At 71.2% G+C, this 19,820-nt stretch carries 16 protein-coding genes; 9 read left to right on the top strand and 7 right to left on the bottom strand.

Features of this window, described 5'->3' with window-relative positions; translation table 11 throughout:
• Positions 1-14: 14 nt before the first annotated feature.
• From AB0G20_RS19855 to AB0G20_RS19835, 5 genes are all read right to left on the bottom strand, one after another.
• On the bottom strand, positions 15-1,748 hold the full coding sequence (locus AB0G20_RS19855; protein WP_361304033.1) for a trehalase family glycosidase: 1,734 nt from the start codon (positions 1,746-1,748) through the stop codon (positions 15-17).
• A 33-nt stretch (positions 1,749-1,781) separates the two neighbouring features.
• Positions 1,782-2,597, bottom strand: a complete 816-nt coding sequence (locus AB0G20_RS19850; protein WP_361304030.1) for a carbohydrate ABC transporter permease — start codon at positions 2,595-2,597, stop codon at positions 1,782-1,784.
• Positions 2,594-3,577 (bottom strand): sugar ABC transporter permease, encoded by a 984-nt coding sequence (locus AB0G20_RS19845; protein WP_361304027.1) that lies wholly within the window; start codon positions 3,575-3,577, stop codon positions 2,594-2,596. Before AB0G20_RS19845 ends, AB0G20_RS19850 begins: the two co-directional genes overlap by 4 nt.
• 10 nt (positions 3,578-3,587) lie before the next feature.
• Positions 3,588-4,829 (bottom strand): sugar ABC transporter substrate-binding protein, encoded by a 1,242-nt coding sequence (locus AB0G20_RS19840; protein WP_361304024.1) that lies wholly within the window; start codon positions 4,827-4,829, stop codon positions 3,588-3,590.
• A 134-nt stretch (positions 4,830-4,963) separates the two neighbouring features.
• Positions 4,964-5,986, bottom strand: coding sequence for a LacI family DNA-binding transcriptional regulator (locus AB0G20_RS19835; RefSeq protein WP_361304021.1), 1,023 nt, complete (start codon positions 5,984-5,986; stop codon positions 4,964-4,966).
• 356 nt (positions 5,987-6,342) lie between these two features.
• Between AB0G20_RS19835 and AB0G20_RS19830 the strand changes: the two genes are divergently transcribed.
• From AB0G20_RS19830 to AB0G20_RS19820, 3 genes are all read left to right on the top strand, one after another.
• Positions 6,343-9,996 carry a LamG-like jellyroll fold domain-containing protein gene (locus tag AB0G20_RS19830; protein ID WP_361304018.1) on the top strand — a complete coding sequence of 1,218 codons (3,654 nt, stop codon included), beginning with the start codon at positions 6,343-6,345 and terminating at the stop codon, positions 9,994-9,996.
• A gap of 260 nt (positions 9,997-10,256) precedes the next feature.
• Entirely contained in the window at positions 10,257-10,655 is a 399-nt protein-coding gene (locus tag AB0G20_RS19825) for a hypothetical protein (RefSeq protein ID WP_361304015.1), read from the top strand.
• 408 nt (positions 10,656-11,063) lie between these two features.
• On the top strand, positions 11,064-12,440 hold the full coding sequence (locus tag AB0G20_RS19820; RefSeq protein ID WP_361304012.1) for a glycoside hydrolase family 43 protein: 1,377 nt from the start codon (positions 11,064-11,066) through the stop codon (positions 12,438-12,440).
• 101 nt (positions 12,441-12,541) lie between these two features.
• On the opposite strand, the gene AB0G20_RS19815 is transcribed toward AB0G20_RS19820, so the two are convergent.
• A complete protein-coding gene (locus AB0G20_RS19815) occupies positions 12,542-13,381 on the bottom strand; it encodes a UbiA family prenyltransferase (RefSeq protein ID WP_361304010.1) in 840 nt (279 codons plus the stop codon).
• 42 nt (positions 13,382-13,423) lie between these two features.
• Between AB0G20_RS19815 and AB0G20_RS19810 the strand changes: the two genes are divergently transcribed.
• From AB0G20_RS19810 to AB0G20_RS19800, 3 genes are read left to right on the top strand one after another with little or no spacing between them, the layout of a single operon-like run.
• The gene (locus AB0G20_RS19810) at positions 13,424-14,584 is read left to right on the top strand and encodes a 3-oxoacyl-[acyl-carrier-protein] synthase III C-terminal domain-containing protein (RefSeq protein ID WP_361304007.1); all 1,161 of its coding nucleotides are present in this window, start codon (positions 13,424-13,426) and stop codon (positions 14,582-14,584) included.
• A gap of 4 nt (positions 14,585-14,588) precedes the next feature.
• Positions 14,589-15,104: an isoprenylcysteine carboxylmethyltransferase family protein gene (locus AB0G20_RS19805; protein ID WP_361304004.1), complete on the top strand. Its 516-nt coding sequence runs from the start codon at positions 14,589-14,591 to the stop codon at positions 15,102-15,104.
• Positions 15,101-16,132: an NAD(P)/FAD-dependent oxidoreductase gene (locus tag AB0G20_RS19800; protein WP_361304001.1), complete on the top strand. Its 1,032-nt coding sequence runs from the start codon at positions 15,101-15,103 to the stop codon at positions 16,130-16,132. The genes AB0G20_RS19805 and AB0G20_RS19800 overlap by 4 nt, the downstream gene beginning before the upstream one ends.
• 71 nt (positions 16,133-16,203) lie before the next feature.
• Here the strand turns inward: AB0G20_RS19800 and AB0G20_RS19795 are convergent, their stop codons facing one another.
• The gene (locus tag AB0G20_RS19795) at positions 16,204-16,608 is read right to left on the bottom strand and encodes a MerR family transcriptional regulator (RefSeq protein WP_361303998.1); all 405 of its coding nucleotides are present in this window, start codon (positions 16,606-16,608) and stop codon (positions 16,204-16,206) included.
• Between the two features lie 276 nt (positions 16,609-16,884).
• Between AB0G20_RS19795 and AB0G20_RS19790 the strand changes: the two genes are divergently transcribed.
• From AB0G20_RS19790 to AB0G20_RS19780, 3 genes are all read left to right on the top strand, one after another.
• Positions 16,885-18,393, top strand: a complete 1,509-nt coding sequence (locus AB0G20_RS19790; RefSeq protein WP_361303995.1) for a SulP family inorganic anion transporter — start codon at positions 16,885-16,887, stop codon at positions 18,391-18,393.
• A 172-nt stretch (positions 18,394-18,565) separates the two neighbouring features.
• A complete protein-coding gene (locus AB0G20_RS19785) occupies positions 18,566-18,946 on the top strand; it encodes a hypothetical protein (protein WP_361303992.1) in 381 nt (126 codons plus the stop codon).
• 49 nt (positions 18,947-18,995) lie between these two features.
• Entirely contained in the window at positions 18,996-19,736 is a 741-nt protein-coding gene (locus tag AB0G20_RS19780) for an SDR family NAD(P)-dependent oxidoreductase (protein ID WP_361303989.1), read from the top strand.
• Positions 19,737-19,820: the final 84 nt, after the last annotated feature.

The raw sequence follows: 19,820 nt of genomic DNA, 5'->3' as shown, positions 1-19,820 counted from the left end.
GGACGCACGTCCGGTCAGTCGTCACCTCGGTGCGCGTGCGCCTCCGCGAGGAGGAGGTAGCTGCTGGCGGTCCAGGTGTAGGCGCGGTCGCGCAGGCCCGTTCCGGTGAGGGCGTCGAAGTTCTCGGCGAAGCCGTGGGTTTCGCACAGGGCACGGAAGCGGGTGCTGATGTCGTCCGCCAGGCGGTGATGGCCGGCGCGGCGCAGGCCGTCCTCGATGAGCACGGTGGCGGGGGCCCAGATGGGGCCGCGCCAGTAGCCGTCGTCGAGGTAGTGGGGTGAGGTGGGCAGTTCGGTGGCGAGACCGTACGGGGTCAGGTGGGCCTTGATGTGGTCGGCCAGGGCGCCGCCGACGTGGCCGGGCAGATGCTCACCGAGCACGATGGGCATCAGGTCGAGGAGGCTGGCGCTGCTCCAGGTGTCCCCCGTGCCGACCCCCCGGGCGACGAACCGGTCGTCCCTCCAGAGCTGGTCCAGCAACGCCGCCTGGGTCTCCTCGGCGACTCGTGTCCACCGGCCGGCCTCGTCCGGTCGGTCCAACTCCGACGCCAGATCGGCGAGTTCGCGGAGCTGGAGGATGAGGAAGGCGGACAGGTCGGCGGTCTCGACGACCCGCTCCGGGTCGAAGGTGGTGGCGTTGTCCCAGCCGCTGTCGTTGCCGTGCTGATAGTGGGGGAAGGCGGCGCCGGGGGTGCGCCGGGCGGTGAGCCAGAAGTTCGTCCAGCGTTCCAGCCGGCCGTACACCTCGGCCAGCTCGGCCCGGCCGGGAGGCATCGGCAGGCGGCGGCGCAGCCGCCCGAAGGCCCAGCCGTGGATGGGCGGTTTGACGAAGTTGTAGAGGACCTCGGAGTGGGTCACCGAGTCCGGCAGGGCGCCGCTGCCGTCCTGATGGTCGAAGGGCAGGGCGAACTGGTCCCGGGCCAGCTCCGGGCATCCGGGCGCCAGGGCAAGGGCGTTGAAGCAGTGGTCCCAGCTCCACACCTTGTCCATCCAGTGCTTGGACATCAGCACCGCGGGCCGGGTGACCAGACCGGTCGGGTTCACGGTGGCCGACCAGACGACGTAGGCGGCCAGTTCGGCGGCCGGGGTGGCGGCCGAGCGCCAGGGCGCCACCGCGTCCACGAACTCCGCGAACGAGCGTTGCGCGGATGCCACGATCTCGTCGAAGGCCGTCGCGGACGTGTACGGCGGGCGAGCGGCGTCGAGTTCCTCGATCGCGATCTCCCAGGTCCCGCCCGCCTCCGCGACCGCGGTGAGACCGCGCTCGGCACTGCCCAGCGACTGGGCACCGACGGTGCCGGCGGTGCCGGACAGCACGGTGACGCGGTACCGGCGTCCCGTCTCGTAGGACGTGAACACGTGGGCGCCGGCGGCTGCGTCATGGAAGAAGTACGTGCCGCTGAACGGAGTCAGGACCTGCGCGGCCGCCCGTACGGCGATCCCGAGGCCGCTCCCCCGCAGACGTACGGTGTCCGGCGACTCGTAGGCGAGGTCGACGCGCCCGCCCGCGCCGGTCCAGCTGAGCAGGCCCGGTCTCGCCTCCACGCGGGTCGCGGCCCGGTCGCCCGTCACCGGGTCCAGGGGCATCAGGTGCAGGACGGCGTGCATGCCGTTCTGGTGGGAGACGAGATGGAGATCCTCGGCGTAGGTCTTCTCCGCCACCACGGGCGAGATGCCGAACCAGGATCCGTAGGTGCTGAAGGGGATGTCCTGGACGGAGAAGGCCGGGCCGGAGCGGTCGGCGGTCATGAAGTGTCACTCGTTTCTCGAGCAGGGGGAAGGTCAGTCCTTGACCGCGCCGGCCGTCACGCCGGCGGCGACGTAGCGCTGGGCCAGGACGAGGATGACCGCGGCGGGCAGCGAGGCCACGACGGCGGTGGCCATGATGGCGTTCCACTCCTGGTTGTTGTTGCCGATGTAGTGGTAGATGCCGAGGGTGATCGGCTCGTGCGCCCCGCCGTTGACCAGGGTGCTGGCGAAGACGAAGTCGGACCAGGACCACAGGAACGCGAAGAGCGAGACCGTGACGACGGCGTTGCGGCTCATCGGCAGGACGATCGACCAGAAGGTGCGCAAGGGGCCGGCGCCGTCGGTCCTGGCGGCCTGGAGCAGTTCGCCGGGGATGCCGGACATGAAGGCGGTGAAGATGAGCACCGCGAACGGGACGGCCAGGGTGGAGTCGGCGACGATCAGGCCGGGGACGGACTGGAGCAGGCCGAGCTGGAGGTAGATGGCGTAGAAGCCCATCGCCATGATGATGCCGGGGATCATCTGCGCGGCGAGGAGGAGGAAGCTCAGCACTCCCCCGCCGCGCGGGCGCAGTTTGGCCAGGGCGTAGCCGGCGGGGGCGGACAGGGCCACGGTGAGGGCGACGGTGCCCAGGCCGATGAGCAGGCTGGTGCCGAGATAGGGCAGCTGCTCGTCGAGGACGGTGCGGTAGCCGGCCAGGGTGCCGTGGACGGGGAACAGGTCGGGCGGGGACTTGCGCATGTCCTGGTCGGGGGTGAGGGACACGTTCAGCATCCAGTAGACCGGGAAGAGCATGATCGCGGTCAGCAGGACGCCGACGGTCGTCTTTCCCCAGGTGCGTCGCCTCATGAGAACGCCTGCTTTCGCTGGACCCTCACGTAGACCAGACCGAACACCAGGGCGGCCACCACCAGCAGGTTGCCGACGGCCGCGCCCGGGCCGAAGGCGGGCAGCAGGTTGCCGAAGCCGAGCTGGTAGGACCAGGTGGCGAAGGTCGTGGACGAGTCCGCGGGGCCGCCCTTGGTCATGATCCAGATGATGTCGAAGACCTTGAGTGTGTAGACCAGCCCGAGGAGCAGGGTGATCGCGGAGACGGGGCGCAGCAGCGGGAAGGTGATGCTCCAGAAGCGGCGCCAGGCCCCCGCTCCGTCGAGGGCGGCTGCTTCGTACAGGCCGGACGGAATCGACTGCAGTCCGCTGTAGAGCACGACCAGGTTGAACGGGACGCCGATCCAGATGTTCGCGATGATGACCGAGGTGAGCGACCAGGACGGTGACGTCAGCCAGTTGACGGGGTCGAGCCCGACGGCGTGCAGGGCCGCGTTGACGATGCCGGAGTCGCTGTTGAGCATCCACGACCAGGTCGACGCCGACACGATCAGCGGCAGCAGCCAGGGGACGAGGAACAGGGCCCGCAGGGTCGCCGAGAGCCGGAAGTGCTGGTTGAAGAAGACCGCGAGGGCCAGGCCGATGGCGTACTGGAAGGCCAGGCACACGGCGGTGAACAGCACGGTGTGGAGCAGGGCCGGGGCGAAGACCGGATCGTCGAAGACCTTCTGGTAGTTCTGCAGGCCGGTGAACGGTGCGTCGCCCTGGACGAAGGAGCGCACGGTGTAGTTGCGCAGGCTCAGGTCGAGGTTGCGGTAGAGCGGATAGGCGTAGAAGAGGGCGAGGTAGAGGGCCACCGGGGTGAGGAAGGCCCAGGCGGCCCACTGCGGGGAGGCGGGCCGTCCGCGTTTCGTGGTGCGGGGCGGGGGCGGGGCGGCGGGGGCCGCCCCGTTCCGGACCCGCGCGGACCGGTGGTCCGGCGGATGGGTCGTCTGCTTCATCGGTCCCACGTCACTTGACCGCGGCCTGTGCGGAAGTCAGGGCGTCCTCGGGCGACTTGGATCCGCTGAGCGCGGACTGCACGGCCTTCCACAGCTGCTCGGAGATCTTGGGGTACTTGGTGCCCAGGTCGTCGCTGGTGCGGCCCTTGGCGGCCTTGACCGCGTCGACCCACGGCTCGAGTGCGGGGTCGGCCGCCACCTGCTTCTTCTGGACCTCTGCGGTGGGGGCGACGTAGGAGAGGGTGGTGTCGGTGTCGTACAGGTTCGTGGTGCTGGTCAGGCAGGTGGTGAGCTTGCGCGTGGTGGCGTAGCGGGCGGTGTCGCTCTGGACGGGGACGGTGACGAACTCACCGCCCGTCGGGGCCGCGGCGTTGCCTCCGCCGGAGGACGGTATGGGCAGGACGCCATAGTCGAAGCCGGCCTTCTTGGCGGCCGCGAGCTGCCAGGTGCCGTTCTCGGCGAAGGCGTAGTCGCCGCTCGCGAACTCCTGCCAGCTGGTGGTCTGGGTGTTGTTGAGCACGGAGTTGGGGGCGTGGCCCTTGTCCAGCCAGCCCTTCCACAGGGACAGCGCGGAGACGGCCGCGGGCGAGTCGAGGTCGGTCAGTGCGGCGCCGGAGCCCCAGAACCACGGCAGGAACTGGAAGCTGCCCTCCTCGGTGCCGATCGCGGAGAAGGTGATGCCCTTCTTGCCCGCCTTCCGGACCTTCTCCAGGGCTGCCGTCAGCGACTTCCAGTCCTTGACCGAGGCGATGTCGACGCCGGCCTCCTCGATGACCTTCTTGTTGTAGTAGAGCGCGAGGGTGTTGGCGCCGATCGGGGTGCCGTAGGTCTTGCCGCCCGACTGGCCGGCCGCGAGGAGGTTGGGGTCCACCGCGGAGGTGTCGAGCTTGTTGTCGTCGGTCGTGGTGAGCACGCCCGCCTCGGCGAGGGTCGACACGACGGGGTTGTCGACGATGAGGACGTCCGGGGAGTTGCCCTGCTGGGCCGCGAGCAGCGTCTTGTTGGCCAGGTCGCTGGTGTCGAAGCCGGTCCGCTTGACCTTCACGCCGGCCTTGCTGCCGCAGGCGTCCAGCAGCTTCACCCATGCCGAGCCCTTGGCGAACTGCGGGTAGGGGTCCCAGATGGTGTAGGTGCCGGAGTCCGCGCCCTTGGTGTCGCTGCTGCCGGAGCCGGAGGAGCAGGCGGTGCCGGCGGCGGCGAGGACGGTCGACAGGGCCACTGCGGTGAGGCGCCGTCTGGAGGAGCTGTGCATCGCGGGTTCCTTCGTTCTTGGCACAGGGGTGCCGTGGCAGGGGCGATGTGGGGGAAGCGGGCACGCCGAAGGGAGGCGGTGCGGAGCAGGGCGTGCTCGAAGGGGGCTGGAGAGGAAAGGGGGGGGCAGGGGGCTCAGGGCTGTGGGGGGCCGAAGGCGGGGCCGGTGCTGGCCCGTAGCGAGATGGGGGGTGTCAGCAGGTGGTGCCGAGCGGGGGCGCCGGGCTGGTCGAGCCGCTCCACCAGCAGTTCGACGGCGCGCCGGCCCATCTCCTCCGCCGGTACGTCCGCCGCGGTGAGCTGCGGGGTCACCGTTTCCGCCCACCGGCTGGCCACCACGCCGGTGACGGAGAAGTCGCGCGGCACATGGCGGCCGGCCTGGGCCAGCCCCCGGTACAGCCCGCCCAGCGCGGCCTCGTTCAGTGTGACCAGGGCGGTGGTCGCCGGGTCGTCGCGCAGGATCCGCTCCAGGCAGGCCTGGCCGGAGGCGGCGTCGTCCCCGCAGCAGTACGTCCGGACGGTCAGCCCGCGCTCGGCCGCGGCCTTGGTGAAGCCGTCCAGGCCGCGGTGCGCCGACTCGTACCCGGCGCGCAGCAGTTGCTCGGGCCGGTTGACGAAGGCGACCCTGCGGTGGCCCAGGTCCGCGAGGTGGTGGACGCACGCCGCCGCCAGAGCCGTGTGGTCCAGGCCCACCCACCAGCCGCTCTCCGGATGGGCGGTGCGGCCGATGGCGACGGCCGGGAAGTCCAGCGCGGCCAGGTGATCGGCCCGGTCGTCCTCCAGTCTGATCTCCATCAGGATGGCGCCGTCGACCCGCCGCTCCCCCAGCAGCCGCTGGAACGAGCGGTCGCTGTCCACGCCGCTCGGCGACAGCAGCACGTCGTAGTCGTAGGCCGCGGCGGCCTCCACGACGCTGCCGATGAAGTCCAGCTGCATCCCGGTGTAGTGGTTACCGGCCGGCGGGAAGACGAGGCCGATCGTGCTGGTCCGCCCGTTGGCCAGGGCGCGGGCGCTGGCACTGGGCTGGTAGCCCAGTTCGTCGACGACCTGCTGGATCTTCCGGCGCGTGTCCTCCGAGACCGGGCGCTTGCCGCTCAGCGCGTAGGACACGGTGCTCCGCGAGACACCGGCACGCTTGGCGATCTCACCGATGTTCACGGCAACTCCTAGCTCGTCGAACCGGTTCGCATGGCAGGAACGTAGGAACTGCCCGGACTCCTGTCAACACCTGGACCGCACTTCCCTGGCAGCGCGACCGTCTCGCCGAGATCCTCGTGTCGCAGGGATTGCTGGCCGGAGGTCCCGGTGCTAGCTTCGCGAACCGGTTCGACACCTCGACCCCTTCCGGCTGCGGTGAGGCAGACCCCCATGCCTCATCCGCGTAGCCGCCCTACCTGCCGTCCGGCACGTGTTCCTGCCCGTGCGCGCACCACGGATCGAACCGGTTCGACGGGCGTGCAGCCCCAAGACCGCTGCTCGACGAAGCGACGAACAGACGACTGAGGACGCCATCCATGCCATCCGCTGACAGATTCACGAGGCGCCGGGCTCCGGCCGCCGTGGCGCTGACCCTCGGGGCGGGCCTGCTGGCCGCACCGGCCGCCCCCGCGCAGGCCGCCGAGGCTCCCCAGCCCGCCGCCCGCTACTCCTTCGACCAGGACGACCTCGCCTCCGGGAAGATCACGGACAGCTCGGGCAACGGCCTGACGGCGACCCTGGTGAACGGCTCCACCGCCCGCTCGGTCGACGGGACGGCCGGAGGCAAGGCGCTCTCCCTGCCCGGCGGTGCCCCCGCCTCCGACGGCGCGTACGTCCGCCTGCCCCGCCAAGTGCTCGCCGGCACGACCGACCTGACCGTCTCCGCCCGGGTGAAGTGGAGCGGTGACAAGTCGCCCTGGCAGCGGATCTTCGACCTGGGCACGGACACCACCAAGTACCTCTTCAGCACTCCCCACAACGGCAGCGGGCTGTTCCAGACCTCCGTGACCACCGGCGGCGGGGGCGCGGAGACCCAGGTCCGCGGCTACGCGAGCCTGCCCGCGAACGAGTGGCGGACGGTCACCGTCACCCTCGACACCACCGCCGGCCGGCTCACCACCTACCTCGACGGTGTGGCGGTCTCGTCGGCGGCGACCGGCATCAAGGCGGGTGACCTGCTGGACGGTTCGGCCGGCGCCGCCGGGTACATAGGCAAGTCCCTGTACCCGGACCCGCTGCTCAAGGGCGCGATCGACGACTTCACCGTGTGGCACGCGGCGCTGAGCCCGGAGCAGGTGGCCGGTACGGTCGGTGCCGTGCCGACCCTCCAGGAACTCTCACGGACCTCCTTCGAGGTCCGCACCTCCACCGGGACCGCCCCGTCCCTGCCCGCCGCCGTCCGCGCCTCCTTCTCCGACGGCTACGACCGGGACACGCCCGTCACCTGGGAGGCCGTTCCCTCCGACAAGTACGCCGTGCCGGGCACCTTCACGGTCGCCGGAACCGCGGCCGGGCGCGCGGTGAAGGCCACGGTCACCGTGGTCCGCGAGGGACAGCTCACCGTCGACCTCGGCTCGGACACCGGCGCGTTCCACGGCGGCGCCTCCGGCACCCTCTACGGCGTGTACGGGCCGGACGTCCCGACCAACAACCTCATGGAGGGCATGGGCCTGCGCACGGTCTCCACCAAGGCGCAGGACGGTCCGCAACACCCCGGTGCCGACGCCCTGGAGGTGGTGAAGCCACTGGCCGACTCCACCGACGGCGACGTGTACATCTACATGACCGACATCCACCGCGGCTTCCCGTACCAGTGGCCGGGCGACACCCCCGAGGAAAAGCTCAAGCTCTACAAGGAGAAGATCGCCCAGCAGGTCGACCAGGTCCTGCAGCTGCCGAAGCAGTACCAGGACAACATCGTCTTCGTGCCCTTCAACGAGCCCGAGGGCAACATGTTCGGCACCGGCGAGTGGAGCTACAACAAGGTCAGCTGGCTCAACGACCCCGACGACTTCCTCGCCGCCTGGGACGACGCGTACAAGCTCATCAAGGGCAGGATGCCGAGCGCCCGCATCGCCGGGCCCAACACCAGCGTCCTCTACGACCAGGTGAAGGGCTTCCTCAGCCACACCTTGGCCGCCGGCACCCTCCCGGACGTCGTCACCTGGCACGAGCTCAGCCACCCGGAGGCGGTGCGCCAGAGTGTCGCCAAGTACCGGGCCTGGGAGAAGGACCTGTTCAAGGGCACCAGCAAGGCAGGCACGCAACTCCCCATCAACATCAACGAGTACGCGTTCAACTACCACACCTCGGTGCCCGGCCAGATGATCCAGTGGGTGTCCGCGATCGAGGAGTCCAAGGTCGACGCCGACATCGCGTACTGGAACATCGACGGCAACCTGTCCGACTCCGCGGTGCAGTCCAACCGGGGCAACGGCCAGTGGTGGCTGCTGAACTCGTACGCCTCGATGAGCGGTCACACGGTGAAGGTGACCCCGCCGTTCCCGGGCGAGAACTACACCATGCAGGGCGTCGCCACCCTCGACGAGAAGAAGAAGCAGTCCCGGCTGATCTTCGGCGGCTCCACCGGCAAGGGCCACATCACCTTCGCGGGCGTTCCGAAGAAGGTCTTCGGCAAGCGCGTCCACGCCTGGGTGCGGGAGATCGAGTGGAGCGGTCAGGTCGGCGACTCCTCCGGCCCGAAACTCCTCGCGGAGACGAACCTGAAGGTCGGTGACGACGGCGCGGTCGCCCTCGACTTCGGCGACGGTGCCCTGCCGAAGCTGAAGGAGTCCTCGGCCTACGAGGTCGTCCTCAGCCCGGCCGGCGAGGCGAAGGGCACGCAGGCCCCGCCCGTGCGCTGGAAGTCCTCGTACGAGGCGGAGGACGCCGCGCACACCGGCTCCGGCTGGTCGATGAACGGCCCGGAGGGCTCGCCGCGCGACGTGTCGAAGTTCTACACCTCCGGCGGCTACGACGTCGGCGGCCTGCGCACCGGCTCGGACGTCACGCTCGACTTCACCGTGGACGTGCCCGAGGACGGCACCTACGACCTGAGCGTCTTCGCCAACTCCCTCAACACCTACGACAGGGTCAAGGAGCAGGGCCCCACCAACGTCTTCCTGCGCGTGGACGGCAAGGCCGGCAGCGAGCAGGAACTGCACCTGCCGCTCGGCTACAAGTGGGTCGTGTGGGACCACACCGACACCCAGGTGAAGCTCACCAAGGGCAAGCACACCCTGACGCTCGCCGCGAAGAGCGCCGACGGCAAGCGCGCCACCAAGGGCGACGCCATCGTCGACCGCCTCACCCTCTCCCTCCCCCGCGCCTCGGCGGACACCCAGGTGTACGAGGGTGAACTGGCCTGGCCGTCCGGCGGGGCGCGCCCGGTCTACGACCTGCCGAAGCCGGCGGCGACCGGCTCGGGCGCGGTCCGCATCGCGAAGGACCAGACCGCCACGTTCTGGGTCTACTCGCCGGCCGACCGCGAGGCCACCCTCACGGTCGACACCCTCGGCGGCACGGGCGCACGGCTCTCCGTCAACGGCCACGACGTCCTGCGCCTGGCCAAGGGCCGGAGCAGCGCGGCCGTCACCCTCTCCGGCGGCGTCAACAAGGTGACCGTGACCGGAGGCGCGTCCACGACCCTGGTCGACCGCCTCACGGTCACACCGACCGAGGGCACGCTGCCGGTGCGCACATACGAGGCGGGGGACGCCCGGCTCGCGGGCTCGGCCGCCCTCTCCCCGCTCTCCCTCGCCACCGACGGCACGGCGATCACGGGCATCGGCGGGGCCCCCGGCAACGGCAACACCGCGACGTTCACCGTCACGGCCGACCGGGCCGGCCTGTACGCGCTGCGCATCCGCTACTCCAACCCGGAGCAGTCCGAGGCCACCCACTACAACCCCGACCCGCTCGCCCGCCACGCCGACATCAGCGTCAACGGCGGCACGGCGCGGCGCGTCGGCTTCCCGCACAGCTTCCACCAGAACAACTTCTGGGAGCTGACCGTCCCGGTTCAGCTGAGGAAGGGGGAGAACACGGTCGGCTTCCGCTCCGAGGAACTGCCGAACTTCGACGGCACCACCTACGCCTCGGACACCTTCCCCGGCGTGCTGCTCCGCTCCCGGTACGCGCCGCTGATCGACCGGATCACGGTCGCGCCCTACGCGCGCGAGGTGCGATGAGCCGCTGACGCGCGGCGCCCGGGCCCGTCGCCCTCGACGGTCCCGGGCGCCGCGCCGCCGTCGGCCATTCTCCCGCCCGTGCTGTCAGCGGTTCTCCTGCGGTTGCCCCGCCCCACGCACGGGGGTACCGGGTATCGGCCACGGCCGGGACGGCGTCCGGTGCTAGATTCCTCTGGGCGTCCGCCCCCGAGCGGTGCGGATCGCCCGCCGGAGAGGTGAACCGGCCCAGGGCAGGCCCGTATCGGATGGTGGCACGATCCATGACTGACCCGGAGGAGATCCCCGGCGCGGCCGACGCTCCCGTGGCGCGGGTCCTGGGCAACACCGAGTCGATCACCGCGGCCGATCCGGCGTCGACCGGCGCCCTGTGGCGACTGGCCGAGCCCGGCCGGCAACTGGACGCCAACCTCATCCGTGTCCCGCCCCGGGGGTCCATCGACGCCCACGCCGAACCCGACCTCGATGTCCTTCTGCTCGTTGTCGCCGGCGACGGCACGCTCGGCTCCGCGGTCGGGCCGTGCCCGGTGGAGTCCGGCAGCCTCGTCTGGTTGCCGCACGGCAGCGTCCGCAGCGTGACCGCGGGCGAGAGCGGCCTGTCGTACGTGACGGTCCACCGCCGCCGCCCCGGCATGCAGATCCGGGGCCGTTCCCGGGCATGACAGCGGTACCGGGGAGGCGCGCGGCAAGGTGACCAGCCGTGCCCCAGCGAGGCCCTTGCGTATCCAGCCGTCAGGTCAGCTGCTGAACCCGTGCCCGCAGCGGGCGAGTAGCGGCGTCGGGCCTCAGCCGGCCGGTGCGGGCGGGTCGCGCGTTCATGGTGGGGCCGGCACGAGTATTGACGGTGGTACTGCGCGGCCCCTACGTTCCCATCCGGCAACACGAACGTCGTTCGGTATATCGATCGAATGCGGTAAAGCACAGCTCCCTCCCGAAGCTGCAAAGGACGAGCCGCCCATGCCCTTCCCGGCTGCCCTTCCACGCCGACAGCGCCCCTCCTGACCTCTCTTCCGAACCCCGCCCGACCCAGCGGCAGTTCGGCACCCCCGCATGCCCCCTTGGAGAACACGATGAGCGCAAACCCCCACCTCTCCCGCCGCGGCCTCCTCGGTATGACCGCCGCCGTGCCGCTCGCCCTGACCCTCGGCACCGGCACCGCGCACGCCGCCGACTCGGCATACGCGATGGTCTACTTCACCGAGTCGACCAAGCTCGGCGACGGCACCGACTACGGCCTGCACCTCGCCGTCAGCCCCGACGGGCTCAACTGGACGCCGCTCAACCAGAACAACCCCCTGGTCACCCCCACCGCGGGCGCGCAGGGCCTGCGCGACCCGTTCCTGATGCGCAAGCAGGACGGCACGTTCGTCGTGCTCGCCACCGACCTCAAGGGCACCGACTGGAACTACAACAGCCAGTACATCCACGTCTGGGACTCGGCCGACCTGCGCACCTTCACCGGCTACCGGCGACTGAAACTGCACGACATGGCCACCCACAGCTGGGCCCCCGAGGCGTTCTGGGACGCGGGCCGGCGGCAGTACGCGGTGATCTACTCCTCGGTCAACTCCAGCGGCCACAACGTGATCATGGTCAACTACACGACCGACTTCGTGACCGCCTCCGCCCCGCAGGTCTTCTTCGACCCCGGCTACGACGTCATCGACGGCGACATGGCCGTCGGCGTGAACGGCTACAACTACCTCTACTTCAAGAAGAACCAGACGCTGGTGGGTGCCAGATCCACCACCCTGAACCCGGGCAGCTTCACCGAGTTCAGCACCGGCGTGGCACACGGCGGCACCGAGGCCCCGACCCTGGTCAAGTCGCTGACGTCCGGCACCTGGTGGCTGTGGGGCGACACCTACACGCCCAACGGCGTCTTCTACGCCTGGCAGACCGGCAACCTCGCCACCGGCACCTGGACGGCCCTCGACCAGCGGACCTACACCCAGCCGGTCAACTCCAAGCACTGCGGCATCGCGACGATCACCAGGGCCGAGTACGACAACCTGCTCGCGAAGTGGGGCGCGCCGGCCTGGAACCGGCTCAAGTCGTACAACTACCCGTCCCGGTACGTCCGCCACTCCGACTACCTGGGCCGTATCGACGAGTACCCGATCGAGCCGTACAAGGACTCCCTGTGGACCCTCGTCCCGGGGCTCGCCGACAGCTCCGGGGTCTCCTTCCGGTCCGTCAGCCATCCGACCCGCTACCTGCGGCACTACAACTACGAGCTCCGCCTCGACGCCAACGACGGCACCTCGACGTTCGCCGCGGACGCGACCTTCCACCGCACGGCGGGCCTGGCGGACGCGAACTGGTCCTCGTTCCGCTCTCACAACAACCCGACCCGTTACCTCCGCCACGCCGGCTACACCCTGCGCATCGACCCGATCTCCACGACGACCGAACGTCAGGACGCGACCTTCCGCGTCGGCTACTGAGCAACGGGGCACGGTCTGGGCGGCATGGTCTGGGCGGGCGTACGCCGGAGCCGGATGCGGCCCGCCCGGGAGGCAGGCGCGCCTGAGCCGGTCTTCGACGGCTACGTCATGTCCGAGCCGTGCAGGAGGAGCTGGGCCACGGCCATGCCCGCCACGATGACAGCCGCCCGGAACGGCCACCGGCTGCGGACATCGGAGGGCAGGGCCGTGCCCGCGACCGACACGGCGACGGCCGCGCCCGCCAGGGCCCAGCCCGACCTCCCCACGCCTCCGGGCGGGCCCATGACGAGCACGCACACGGCGGCCAGCATCAGGGACGGAGCCAGCCATCGGCAGGCTCCCCGGCCCAGTCGCTGCGGCAATCCGCGCACGCCGGTCGCCAGATCGTCCTGGATGTCCGGAAGGACGTTGACCAGGTGCGCTCCCACCCCCAGGAGGGCTCCGGCCGCCACCGCCCACCAGGCCGGCCAGGACGGCGACGACAGGCCGAGGGTGACGAACGCCGGCAGCGAGCCGAAGGCGACGGCGTAGGGCAGCGGGGACAGCACCGTGCGCTTGAACAGCAGGTTGTAGCTCCACCCGGTGGCCACCATGCCGAGGTGTGCCGCTCCGGCGGCGACGCCGCTCAGCAGCGACAGCGGCACGCACAGGCCCAGGGCCGCCCCGGCGGCGACGGCCACCGCCCGGGACGGGAGTTCGCCGGTGGCCAGCGGCTTGTCCCGGCGCCCGCAGATCGTGTCGCGCCGGGCGTCGGCCGCGTCGTTGCACCAGCCCACCGAGAGCTGCCCCGCCAGCACGGCTGCCGCCACGGCCGCCGAACCCGCCGCACCCCGGCCGGCCGCCACGGCCAGCACGGTCGCGAACACCGTCACGGCGAGCGCCGGTTCCAGGTGGCAGGAGCGCAACAGCGCCGGGACGCGGCGTGTCGCTGGAGGAAGCACTTCCGGCGGGTGTAGAGACACACAGGCAAGATAAATGGACAAATGGGGCGAGAGAGGCACTATCGATATGCGTGTCCCTGTGACGGCCGCGGACGTCCACGCCCCACCCGGCACGCTGCACGAGAAGGCCCCGCCTCTTGCGGCACCACGATCACGGCCGTCCACACCGCGCTGCCCGCGCACCGCTACGCACAGGACGATCTCACCGAGCCGATCGGCGATCTGTGCCTGGCTCCGGGGGCCGACCGCGCCCTGCTGCGCCGCCTGCACGCGTCCGCCGGAGTCCGCGCCCGTCACCTCGCTCTGCCGATCGAACGGTACGCCGCCCTGCGCGACTTCGGGCAGGCCAACGACGCCTGGATGGCGACCGGACTCGAGCTGAGCGAAGAGGCCCTCACCGGCGCGCTGCGGGAAGCGGGACTCGAACCTGCCGACGTCGATCTCCTGGTGTGCACCTCCGTCACCGGCATCGCCGCACCCTCACTCGATGCCCGGCTGGCCGGACGCCTCGGCCTGCGATCCGACGTCAAGAGGGTTCCGGTGTTCGGGCTGGGGTGTGTGGCGGGCGCGGCCGGTCTGGCCCGGCTGCACGACTACCTTCGCGGGCACCCCGGCGGGACGGCCGTGCTGCTCACCGTCGAACTCTGCTCGCTGACCCTCCAGCGCCGGGACGACTCCCAGGCCAACCTCGTGGCCGGCGCACTGTTCGGGGACGGCGCCGCGGCACTCGTCGCCCGCGCCGGCTATTCCGCCGGGCCGGACGCCACCGGCCCCACGGTGGTCGCCACGCGCAGCCATCTGTATCCGGACACCGAGCAGCTCCTCGGCTGGAACATCGGCACCACGGGGTTCCGCGTCGTGATCGGGGCCGGCATCCCCGGCATCGTGCGGGGCCACTTCGGCCGGCACCTGCGCGGCTTCCTGACCGACCACGGCCTCACCGTCGAGGACATCGGCACCTGGGTGTGCCATCCCGGAGGGCCCAAGGTGCTCTCCGCCGTCGCCGACACCCTCGATCTGCCGGACCACGCCCTGGCCACCGCGTGGAACTCGCTGGCGGCCGTGGGAAACATGTCCTCCGTCTCCGTCCTGCACATCCTGCAGACCATCCAGGAATCCGCCCGCCCCGAGCCCGGCACCTGGGGCCTGCTCATGGCGATGGGGCCCGGGTTCTGCTCCGAACTCGTCCTGCTGCGCTGGTGACCTCATGACGTGGTACGCACTTCTCCTCCTGGCCATCGCCGCCGAACGCCTCGCCGAACTGGCCGTGGCCCGGCGCAACGCTTCCTGGACCCTGGCCCGCGCCGGTGTCGAGCACGGCCGCGGCCACTACCCGGCCATGGTCACCCTGCACACGGGCCTGCTCGTGTGCTGCTTCCTCGAACCCGCCCTGGCCGACCGGCCTTTCGTGCCCGCGCTCGGCTGGCCCATGGTCGCCCTGGTGGTCCTGGCCCAGGCGTTGCGCTGGTGGTGTGTCATGTCGCTCGGGCCGTACTGGAACACCCGGGTGATCGTCGTTCCCGGGGCGCGTCTCGTCGGGACCGGCCCCTACCGGTTCCTTCGCCATCCCAACTACGTGGCCGTGGTGGTGGAGATCGCCGCCCTGCCGCTGGTGCACGGTGCCTGGCTGAGCGCGCTGGCGTTCACCGCGGCCAACGCCTGGCTGCTCGCCGTCCGCATCCGCTGCGAGAACGCGGCCCTCGCCGGGGCCGTGCCCGCATGAGCGGCACCCTCGACATGGTGATCGCCGGGGGCGGGCCCGCGGGTCTGGCGACCGCTCTGCACGCCGCCCGCGCCGGCTTCGACGTCGTCGTCGCGGAGCCCCGTCCCGCCCCCGTCGACAAGGCATGCGGCGAGGGACTGATGCCCGGTGCCGTCCGCGCCCTCTCCGCCCTCGGGCTGGAGATCCCGGGACAGCCGATCACCGGCATCCGCTACGTCCAGGGATCCCGCCGGGTCCAGGCGGACTTCCGCCGGGGCCCGGGCCTCGGCACGCGCCGCACCGGCCTGCACGACGCCCTGCACCAGGCCGTCGCCGACGCCGGGGTGCCCGTGCTGCCACTGCGTGTGGAAGCCGTGCGGCAGGACGACACGGGCGTGAGCGTGCCGGGCACCGGGCTGCGCGCCCGGTGGCTCGTGGCCGCGGACGGGCTGCACTCACCGGTGCGCCGCTCGCTCGGGCTGGAGGTGAAGACCCGCGGCGAACCCAGGTACGGGCTGCGCCGGCACTACGCGGTGCCTCCGTGGGCGTCCTACGTCGAGGTGCACTGGGGGGCCCACGGGGAGGCGTACGTCACCCCGCTGAGCCCCTCACTCGTCGGCGTCGCACTCCTGACGTCCCGGCGGGGCTCCTTCGACACCCAGCTGGCGGCTTTCCCCGAGTTGGCCGCCCGTCTCCCCTCGGCAGCGGCCGTGACCGCGGTGCGGGGCGCGGGACCGCTGCGCCAGCGGGTGCGCACCCGCTTCCACGGCCGGGTGCTGCTCGTCGGTGACGCCGCCGGATACATCGACGCGCTCACCGGCGAGGGGATCTCCCTCGCCCTCACCGGCGCCCAGTCCCTCGTCACGAACGTGCGCCGCGGGACGCCGGACCGCTACGAGGCCGACTGGAACCGTGCCACCCGCCGCCACCGGCTGCTGACGGATCTCCTGGTGAGGATCCGCCAGCGGCCCGCGCTCGCGCCCCTCATCATGCCCACCGCGGCGCGCCTGCCACGGGTCTTCGCGGCAGCGGTGAACGCGCTGGCGTAGGCCGAAGGCCGGCGGCGGCAGGGGCTTGAGGGCTCAGGGCGCGGAGGGCTGGATGAGGCGCGCTTGAGGACTCAGGGCGCGGAGGGCCGGGTGAGGCGCTCCGCCAGCGTGGCCGCGAACTCCTCCGCACGCGACAACTGGGTGCGCAGGTCCTCGACCCGCCGTTGCGCGGCCCGCTCGAAGCCGCGGAGTTGCTCCAGCAGTTCCTCGCGGTCCTCGGGGGACGACTCCTCGCCCGAGTCGAGGCGGTCGGTGGCCTCCAGGAGGGCGCGCATCTCGTCGAGGGTGAAGCCGAGGGGCTTCATGCGGCGGATGACCATCAGTCGAGCGACATCGGCTTCCGTGTAGAGGCGAAAGCCGCCCTGGGAGCGGGCCGAGGGGATGACGAGGCCGGTCTCCTCGTAGTGCCGGATCGTGCGCAGCGACAGCTCGGTCCGGGCGGCGACCTCGCCGATCTGCATGTGCTCGCTGCTCACGCCGGTGCCTTCCTCGTCACGCGCCGCCGCCTGCGGACGGCCGGCGCCGATCTCTACCCTAACGTTAGGGTAGAGTCGCCGTGGTGCCGGCCTGGCCGACTGCCGTGCCCGTTTCCGTGGTGCGGACGCGGGCCCGAGTGACACCCTCTTCTCGCGCAGGTCGCCCCGGCGCTGCCCACTGACCTCCCGGCCGCCCCGGTCTCCCACGCCTCCCCCGTCTTCCCGCGCGCCCGCTCTGCTGCTGTGTGTGCCCGACCCCGACAGGTTCCTCTCGTCTTGTCTTCCTCCGCACCGTCCCCGGCCGCCCGGCTGCGTGGCTTCCGACGTCCGACCTGGCTGTCCGACCCGAAGGTGCTGCGCACCGAGGTGCTGGCCGGCCTCGTGGTCGCCCTGGCGCTGATCCCGGAGGCGATCTCGTTCTCGATCATCGCCGGGGTCGATCCGGCGATCGGTCTGTTCGCCTCGTTCACCATGGCCGTGACCATCGCGGCCGTCGGGGGCCGGCCGGCGATGATCTCCGCGGCCACCGGTGCCGTGGCCCTGGTCATCGCCCCGCTCAACCGTGAGCACGGCTTCGGCCACCTCGTCGCGGCGGTCATCCTCGCCGGCGTCGTCCAGATCGTCCTCGGCGCGCTCGGCGTCGCGAAGCTGATGCGGTTCGTGCCGCGCAGCGTGATGGTCGGGTTCGTCAACTCCCTCGCCATCCTCATCTTCATGGCGCAGGTCCCGGAGCTGACGGGCGTGCCGTGGCCCGTCTATCCGCTGATCGCGGCCGGACTGGCGCTGATGGTGTTCTTCCCGAAGGTGACGTCCGTGGTGCCGGCGCCGTTGGTCTCCATCGTCATCCTCACGGTGATCACGGTCGCCGCGGGGATCGCCGTGCCGACCGTGGGTGACAAGGGCGAGCTGCCGTCGTCCCTGCCCGTGCCCGGGCTGCCGGACGTGCCGTTCACCATGGACACGTTGACGACCGTCGCGCCGTACGCGCTCGCCATGGCGCTGGTCGGGCTGATGGAGTCGCTGATGACGGCCAAGCTGGTGGACGACATCACCGACACGCACTCCTCGAAGACCCGCGAGTCGGTCGGGCAAGGCGTCGCCAACATCGTCACGGGCTTCTTCGGCGGCATGGGCGGCTGCGCGATGATCGGCCAGACGATGATCAACGTACGGGTGTCCGGTGCGCGTACCCGGCTGTCGACGTTCCTGGCCGGTGCGTTCCTGATGGTGCTGTGCGTCGTCTTCGGGCCGGTCGTCTCCGACATTCCCATGGCCGCGCTGGTCGCGGTGATGGTGATGGTGTCGGTGGGCACCTTCGACTGGCACTCCGTCGCGCCGAAGACGCTGAAGCGGATGCCGGCCGGGGAGATCACCGTGATGGTGGTCACCGTGGTGTGTGTGGTCGCCACGCACAACCTCGCCATCGGTGTCGTCGTCGGCTCCCTCACCGCGACGGTCGTCTTCGCCAAGCGGGTCGCCCACCTCGCCGAAGTCACCGCGGTCCCGGACCCCGGCGGCGCCTCGGTCGTCTACCGCGTCACCGGTGAGCTGTTCTTCGCGTCGTCCAACGACCTCGTCGGCCGGTTCCGGTACGCCACCGACCCCGCCAAGGTCGTCGTCGACCTGTCCGCCGCACACATCTGGGACGCCTCGTCCGTGGCCGCCCTGGACGCCGTCGAGGCCAAGTACGCCCAGCGCGGCAAGAGCGTCGAGATCATCGGCCTGAACGAGTCGAGCGCCCGGCTGCACCGGGCGCTCAGCGGCGAGCTCACCGGCGGCAGCTGACCAGCCTGACCGTGCAGGCCGCTGCCGAGTGGCCGGGCATCGCGCCTTCTTCAGGGCTCCGGTCCCTGACAGATGTCAGGCACCGCGGCGTCTCGGGCTTGCCTATGGTGCGGAGCGACGAGCACGGGAACCGTCCCATGCGCCGACCCGCCACGGCACCGAGAGGAACGTCATGCGCAAGATGACCGCGGCACTCGCCGCCGCTGGAGCGCTCGCCCTTGTGATCACCACCGCCCAGAGCGCCGCGGCCGACGGGCACGGCAAGGGCTGGTACGGCGTGTGGGCGGACGGGGTCAACGTCCGCGACATCAACGAGGGCAACTGCATCCACGCACCGAGCACCTCGAACTGCCCCACGATCGGCCAGATCAACTCCTGGGACGAGGTGCTGGTGTACTGCCAGATCCCGGGCCAGTCGGTCGGCGGCAACCCGTACTGGGTGATGGTCGCGCCGCGGGGCTGGACCAAGTACGGGATCATGTCCAGCTACTACGTCGAGAACCACACCAACTGGATCGACGGGGTACCCGGGAAGGACGGCTGTGTGATCTAGTACGCGTCTCTTCGCGGGGCCGCGAATCCTGCGGAAGGAGGGCAGTCTCATGCGAGGAGCGGTGAGCCGGATCCTGGTGACCGGTTCCGCGGACGGGCTGGGGCGGGCCGCGGCGGAGGCGTTGCTCGCCGCGGGGCACGACGTGGTGGTGCACGCCCGGAACCAGGAGCGGGTGGCCGTTCTCGGAGAGTTGTCCGACCGTGGGGCGCACATCGTGGTGGGCGACTTCGCCGAGCGTGACGCCGTGCGGCGGGTCGCCGACGAGCTGAACGCGTCGCAGCCGCTCGACGCCGTCATCCACAATGCCGGGGTGTGGAGCGGCCCGGCGGTCATGCCGGTCAACGTCGTCGCGCCCTATCTGCTGACCGCCCTGCTGCGCGGGCCGCGCCGGCTGGTGTACGTGAGCAGCAACTCCCATCTCGGCGGGCGCCCGTCGTCGCTGGACGGGGTCGACTGGCGGGGCGGGAGCGCGGGGTCGTACGCCGACAGCAAGCTCTTCGTGACGGCGCTGGCGGCCGTGGTGGCCCGGCTGCGCCCCGGAGTGCTGAGCAACGCCGTGGATCCCGGCTGGGTGCCGACGAGGATGGGCGGACCGAGCGCGCCGGACGACCTCGAGCTCGGCCACCAGACGCAGGAGTGGCTGGCCGCGAGCGAGGACCCCGAGGCAATGACCACCGGCGGCTACTGGTACCACGGCCGGCGGCTGCCACCGCATCGCGCCGTCCACGACGAGGCGTTCCAGGACCGTCTCGTGCGGGCCCTGGCCGAGGAGACCGGCACCGCCCTCTGAGCGGTGGACCTGTCCTCGGCCCGGGAGCCTGACCGGGTCGGAGTCTTCGCACCTCACATGGGTGGGACGGGGCGGGGCACCCGT

Origin of the sequence: Streptomyces sp. NPDC024017 (assembly GCF_040638895.1) — a bacterium.
In the GTDB taxonomy this organism is placed as follows: Bacteria; Actinomycetota; Actinomycetes; order Streptomycetales; family Streptomycetaceae; genus Streptomyces.
Note: the sequence above shows the minus strand (reverse complement) of the source record. Positions and strands in the feature narration are given on the sequence as shown.

Coding starts and splice junctions, on each gene's coding strand:
- AB0G20_RS19855 (WP_361304033.1), bottom strand. CDS start 1,748: ATGACCGCCGACCGCTCCGGCCCGGCCTTCTCCGTCCAGGACATCCCC.
- AB0G20_RS19850 (WP_361304030.1), bottom strand. CDS start 2,597: ATGAGGCGACGCACCTGGGGAAAGACGACCGTCGGCGTCCTGCTGACC.
- AB0G20_RS19845 (WP_361304027.1), bottom strand. CDS start 3,577: ATGAAGCAGACGACCCATCCGCCGGACCACCGGTCCGCGCGGGTCCGG.
- AB0G20_RS19840 (WP_361304024.1), bottom strand. CDS start 4,829: ATGCACAGCTCCTCCAGACGGCGCCTCACCGCAGTGGCCCTGTCGACC.
- AB0G20_RS19830 (WP_361304018.1), top strand. CDS start 6,343: ATGCCATCCGCTGACAGATTCACGAGGCGCCGGGCTCCGGCCGCCGTG.
- AB0G20_RS19825 (WP_361304015.1), top strand. CDS start 10,257: ATGACTGACCCGGAGGAGATCCCCGGCGCGGCCGACGCTCCCGTGGCG.
- AB0G20_RS19820 (WP_361304012.1), top strand. CDS start 11,064: ATGAGCGCAAACCCCCACCTCTCCCGCCGCGGCCTCCTCGGTATGACC.
- AB0G20_RS19810 (WP_361304007.1), top strand. CDS start 13,424: ATGGGGCGAGAGAGGCACTATCGATATGCGTGTCCCTGTGACGGCCGC.
- AB0G20_RS19805 (WP_361304004.1), top strand. CDS start 14,589: ATGACGTGGTACGCACTTCTCCTCCTGGCCATCGCCGCCGAACGCCTC.
- AB0G20_RS19800 (WP_361304001.1), top strand. CDS start 15,101: ATGAGCGGCACCCTCGACATGGTGATCGCCGGGGGCGGGCCCGCGGGT.
- AB0G20_RS19785 (WP_361303992.1), top strand. CDS start 18,566: ATGCGCAAGATGACCGCGGCACTCGCCGCCGCTGGAGCGCTCGCCCTT.
- AB0G20_RS19780 (WP_361303989.1), top strand. CDS start 18,996: ATGCGAGGAGCGGTGAGCCGGATCCTGGTGACCGGTTCCGCGGACGGG.